Origin of the sequence: Coxiella endosymbiont of Ornithodoros amblus (genome assembly GCF_019425495.1) — a bacterium.
Taxonomy (GTDB): domain Bacteria; phylum Pseudomonadota; class Gammaproteobacteria; order Coxiellales; family Coxiellaceae; genus Coxiella.
This window is the reverse complement of sequence record NZ_VFIV01000075.1, coordinates 1-5,533: the sequence shown is the minus strand read 5'-3', so window position 1 is coordinate 5,533 and position 5,533 is coordinate 1. Positions and strand designations below refer to the sequence as shown.

The window sequence follows — 5,533 nt, the reverse complement described above, 5'->3', positions numbered from 1 at the left end:
CACGCTTCACCACGGGTGGGTAATGATAGAGGCCCCTTGTATCAAGGATCTTTGAAAGGAACAAGGCGAAAGAGAAGCATCAACTTTACAGTCATTAGGGGTTTATGCTTAAGTTGATGGCTAGGTGACTGCGCTGGATAACAAGTTTAAAATGGCTACAGCTGGTTTTTTGTTGGATATCGTGATAAAAGTTTGAAAATGAAATCATCGCACTCCATTAATTTTCAACAAATGATTCTCATCTTACAGAAGTATTGGGCATCCCAAGGGGTTGTCTTGTTACAACCTTTCGATATGGAAGTTGGCGCTGGGACTTTCCACCCCGCGACGTTTTTGCGAGCTATCGGTCCCGAACCCTGGCGCGCTGCCTATGTCCAACCTTCGCGCCGACCAACCGACGGGCGTTACGGAGATAATCCTAATCGCACCCAGCATTACTATCAATTTCAAGTCGTCTTGAAGCCATCCCCCGATAACATTCAAGATATCTATTTGGGTTCTCTAAAAACGCTGGGCATTGATCCGCTCACTCATGACATTCGTTTTGTGGAAGATAATTGGGAGGCGCCCACACTAGGTTCCTGGGGAATCGGTTGGGAAGTTTGGCAAGATGGAATGGAAATTACACAATTCACGTACTTCCAACAAATCGGCGGCTTAGAATGTAAACCCGTCACTGGAGAAATTACTTACGGTCTGGAACGTCTGGCTATGTTTCTGCAAGGGATAGATAACATATTTGACCTTGTCTGGACCGAAGGTCCTAATGGACGGATCACCTATGGACAAATTTTCCGACAAAATGAAGTTGAAATGTCAGCCTACAATTTCAAATACGCCAATGTAGAAGCATTATTTAATTTTTTCGATTTTTATGAAAAGGAAGCAAGCCAACTGATTGAAGTTCACTTACCGCTGGCGGCTTATGAGATGGTCCTAAAAGCCTCTCATACCTTTAATCTCCTAGATGCTCGCCAAGCCATTTCAGTGACAGAGCGCCAACGATTTATTCTCCGAATCAGAAAACTAGCCAAAGCCGTTGCCGAAGCCTATTATTCCGCTCGAGAAACACTTGGTTTTCCAGAAGTATCCTCCTCCCTTACTCACGTTTTACCACTGGCTGGTAATGATAGGGTGAACGGATGTTAAAAATCACCACACAAGACTTTTTATTAGAAATCGGTTGTGAAGAATTACCACCGCAGAACTTGAACCAACTGTCCCAAGCATTATCTCAAACGATTAAATCCGAATTAGAAAAAGCTGGTTTATTATTCGGGAATATACACCGTTATGCCACACCGCGTCGTTTGGCGGTATTGGTCAATAATTTAGCGCTTCAACAACCCCAACGAAAAATAGAGCGTCAGGGCCCTAGCGTCAAGGCGGCTTTTGACAAAGAGCAAACCCCTACACTCGCTTGTTTTGGCTTTGCACAATCTTGTGGCGTTTCTACCGCTCAACTCAAAGTTAAAAAAACAAAAAAAGGTGAGTTTATCTATTGTGAAGTAGAACAGCCTGGCCAAAATGCTCTTGATCTGTTGCCCAACATAATTCAATCGGCTCTTAAACAATTGCCTACAGCAAAGGCCATGCGCTGGAACGATCACAAGGAGCTCTTCATTCGACCCGTTCATTGGATTATCTTGATGTTGGGAAAAAATATCATTCCCGCCACTTTGTTTGGAAAAATGGCCTCATGCGAAACACGCGGGCATCGTTTTCATCACCCTAAAAATATTTTAGTCGCTAAACCCGATGACTATCAAAAACTATTATTAACCCATGGAATGGTAATAGCTGATTTTGAAAAGCGACGAGAAAAAATTCGTGATCTCATCAAAAAGGCAGGCTATGAAAAAGGAGAAGTCATCATTGATGAAAGATTATTAGAAAAAGTCACGGGAATGGTGGAGTGGCCCGTTGTTTTAATTGGTAACTTTAAAGCTGAATTTTTAAAATTACCTCCCGAAGTTCTGATTACAACAATGAAAGTGCATCAGCGCACCTTCCCTATAAAAAATAAAAACGGCGATCTGCTCCCCTATTTTATTATCGTCAGCAATATTGAAAGTAAAAATCCTAAACGGGTTATCGTTGGAAACGAACGGGTAATAAACGCAAGACTCGCGGATGCGTCCTTCTTTTATAGCAATGACCTTAGGACTTCGTTAGAAAACTGGTTACCCAAACTTGGGAATGTTATTTTCCAACGACAACTAGGCGCCATCACAGACAAAGCAAGACGAATTGAAAAACTGACTGCCTTTATTGCTAAACAAATTAATATTGATGAGCAATTGGCAGCCCGCTCTGGACTTCTTTCCAAATGCGATTTAGCTAGCGAGATGGTCTATGAATTCCCCATGTTGCAAGGAATTATGGGTTATTATTATGCTATTCATAATAAAGAGCCCCCTCTCGTGGCTGAAGCGATTAAAGAACATTATTTACCCCGTTTTTCAGGGGATCAACTACCTCGGAACTTATTAAGCGCCTGCGTGGCAGTGGCGGATCGCATCGACACCATTATAGGTATTATTGGCATTAATAAATTACCCACCGGCGATAAAGACCCATTTGCGTTACGTCGAACAGCACTTGGGATTTTACGCATTTTAATCGAAAAAGAGTTATCATTAGATTTATTCGCTTTATTAAATGAAGCTAAAAACAATTATGCGGTTAAATTGCCAAATGTTAACGTTGTAGATCAGTCCTTCGATTTTATCATCGAACGTTTACGCGCGTGGTACCTTGAAAAAGAAGTTCCTACCTCTGTTTTTATGGCCGTTCTGGCCAGCCATCCAACCGATCCGTTGGATTTTGATCACCGAATTAAAGCAGTTCAACATTTTCAAATGTTACCCGAAGCCGATGCATTAACAGCGGCTAATAAGCGAGTCAGCAATATTCTCAAAAAAAAGGCTATCCAACTAAAAAGAAAAACGATCGATCATTCGCTCTTTGATTCCGATGCCGAACACCTTCTCGCCGATCAACTTAAAGAACATGCAGAATTAGTCAATAATCTTTATAAAAAAGCAGACTATACAAAAGCATTAACCGAACTTGCTTCTCTCAAAGAACCGATAGATATTTTCTTTGATAAAGTTATGGTAATGGTCGATGACAAGGAAAAACGTGAAAACCGACTGGCTCTGCTAACTTCTTTACAACAATTGTTTTCGCAGATCGCTGATATTTCTTTGCTGTCATGAATACGCGGGCAACAACCTCGATTTTAGTTAGTCAAATCGTTCATTAACAGCACCATTATCTGCTAACGAAGATGATTAATCGCTGATTCAAGAACTCTGCTACAACACACTTCGCTGGTATTTTAAATTAAAATTAATGGAATAAAAATTATTACATTCAGCTTTAATAAATAAAAATAAAGATTATGATATATTTTTCCTTATTTTAATAAGTTTTTATCAATTGAATTACCTAAATATACCCATCCACACTATCGTTAATCAAACCGTTTCCGCCACTGAAATATTAAAAAACCGTAAACAAAAGCATTAATCAATAAATGATTGCGATGCTTTATTACTGAAAAAGATGAATTACTTACTTTTACCAAGAAAATCTCGAATGGCAATACACGCAAACATTTATGGCTTATTCAACTCATTAAAAATCATAACCGGGTCTCATTGGGAATCTATTTAATCGCTAACAATGCTCATCCTATCATGACATTACTGGTTATTAATTTAACTAATAATTTGTCGTGAAATTTATTTAGAAATGCTGTATGAAAAAATATCTTTACTAAGTCTCTCAATTTTTTTCCAACGGATATTCAACTAGAAAAACCTTTTCGGTACACCAGCTGCCAGGATTCAACGAAGGCTAATTACATTGAAGACGCAGCCAGCTAATTTTCAGCATATTTATTGAAATTAGAAAATAACTAAACGGTACTCGATGAGTGTGTAGCGCCCGAAAGCAAAACTTCTCATATTTTAAAAGTAAACCCTCACTTAAAAACGTTAGTTACGATCGACGATAACAAACAGCAATTAAATCGAATTAAGGAAAATATAACCCATCTTAGGCTCTGACAATAACCCTTGCAATGTCTTTTTAGCGGATGCCTCACAAATCGATCAATGGTCAAGTGGAGAATTGTTTGAGTGTTCTCCTTCTTCTCGACGCCCCATACTCTGCTACTGTCGTTATTCGCCACCACCCTGATTTAAACTGTTACGAAAAGCGTGTGATTTTTCTCAATATCACTAAAAACAATTGCAATTATTGAACGGGTTATGGACGGTACTGAAAGAAGAAGGTTTTTTGCTTTATCCCACGTGTTCAGTTTTAGCTAAGGAAAATAGATAAAGTAATTGAAGAATTTTTCTCGACCAACGACAAAGTCGAATTATCTTCCATAAATGTCCAGGGCGTTTTGCAATTAAAACGGTGTTCAACAATTACCTGGACAAGATGACAAAGACGGTTTTTATTATTCTCTGCTCTCTCTAAGAACCCTTGATCCGAACAGCCAACACATCGCATTGAGCGCCGTGCAAAACAGAATTCGACGTGGAACCTAGCAATAACTGAATACCATTACGGCCATGGCTACCCACGACAATTAAATCGATACCCCAATTTTTGGCTTGCTCCAAAATAAGAAACTTTGCAGGACCCACTTTCACAACCTGACAATCGGAGGAAATATTTAATTGGAAAGCAGTTTCATTCATTCGCTTGTTTGCTTCTTCCAATAACATATCTTCAAGATCAACCCCAGGCGCCACACCATAGGCAGCCCCATAACTACTAAGGTGTTCAACTGCATGAATTAAATATAATCGAGCATCGCGGTTAACATTTAACTCCTTCGCTTTTTCCACCAATGGTCGATCGCTATTAGGATCAAGCGCCAATGCAACAAGAATTTTTTTATAATTATCCACAAAAGGAACCCTTTTTCTAAGGGAAAAATTTATTCTAACTTTAATAAGCATAATTCATCAAGGTAAACCTTTATAACTGAGGTGCGATTAAACTTGTTAGCTTAAAACAAAGCAGCCGTCAACGCTAAAGTCGTTTTTCTTAGTATATTGGTCTGTAACCCCAATTCGGCCGAGAGCGTTTAGCATTCTTCGATCATACAGGAGACAGCTTTGCCGATGAGACAACCTTAAGTCATTTTGTTTTTTGTGGATAACCTCTGTTTATTTGAAGGAAACTGCTGAATTTTTAAAGTTATCCAAAAACATACACAGCTTATGCAGCCTTCTCTCGATTAATTTTTCACAAACAAAAATATTTTAATCCTTTGATTTATATAAATAAAAAACTTTATCCCCAATAATAACAGGCTTAAAAATTATAAAATTAATCTTAATTTAATTAATTATAGTTAGTGGTCAACTAAGTAACTCATACGTATATGCGGGTTCACAGAGCCACCGCATGAATCAGCATCATCAACCCCAGGTTTTATTTAACGTCCTTAACATCACATTGCCGCGTTTACTAATCCGCGACAAGACCTCCTTATTCCCACTCG

The 5,533-nt window shown here is 38.9% G+C and carries 5 protein-coding genes; 4 read left to right on the top strand and 1 reads right to left on the bottom strand.

Annotated elements, in window-relative coordinates:
- Positions 1 to 198: 198 nt before the first annotated feature.
- The 4 genes from glyQ to FIV31_RS08725 all read left to right on the top strand — a co-directional run bounded on the left by glyQ (position 199) and on the right by FIV31_RS08725 (position 4,353).
- Positions 199 to 1,149: a glycine--tRNA ligase subunit alpha gene (gene glyQ, locus FIV31_RS07185; RefSeq protein WP_280124295.1), complete on the top strand. Its 951-nt coding sequence runs from the start codon at positions 199 to 201 to the stop codon at positions 1,147 to 1,149.
- A gap of 2 nt (positions 1,150 to 1,151) precedes the next feature.
- Positions 1,152 to 3,221: a glycine--tRNA ligase subunit beta gene (gene glyS / locus FIV31_RS07180; RefSeq protein ID WP_280124298.1), complete on the top strand. Its 2,070-nt coding sequence runs from the start codon at positions 1,152 to 1,154 to the stop codon at positions 3,219 to 3,221.
- Positions 3,222 to 3,974: 753 nt separating this feature from the next.
- Complete coding sequence (locus FIV31_RS07175) at positions 3,975 to 4,076, top strand: hypothetical protein (protein WP_280124297.1); 102 nt, start codon at positions 3,975 to 3,977, stop codon at positions 4,074 to 4,076.
- 184 nt (positions 4,077 to 4,260) lie between these two features.
- Positions 4,261 to 4,353: a hypothetical protein gene (locus FIV31_RS08725; protein ID WP_425278284.1), complete on the top strand. Its 93-nt coding sequence runs from the start codon at positions 4,261 to 4,263 to the stop codon at positions 4,351 to 4,353.
- Positions 4,354 to 4,493: 140 nt separating this feature from the next.
- Here FIV31_RS08725 and FIV31_RS07165 read toward each other — a convergent pair whose 3' ends face one another.
- A complete protein-coding gene (locus tag FIV31_RS07165; protein WP_280124294.1) occupies positions 4,494 to 4,934 on the bottom strand; it encodes a universal stress protein in 441 nt (146 codons plus the stop codon).
- Between the last annotated feature and the right edge of the window lie 599 nt (positions 4,935 to 5,533).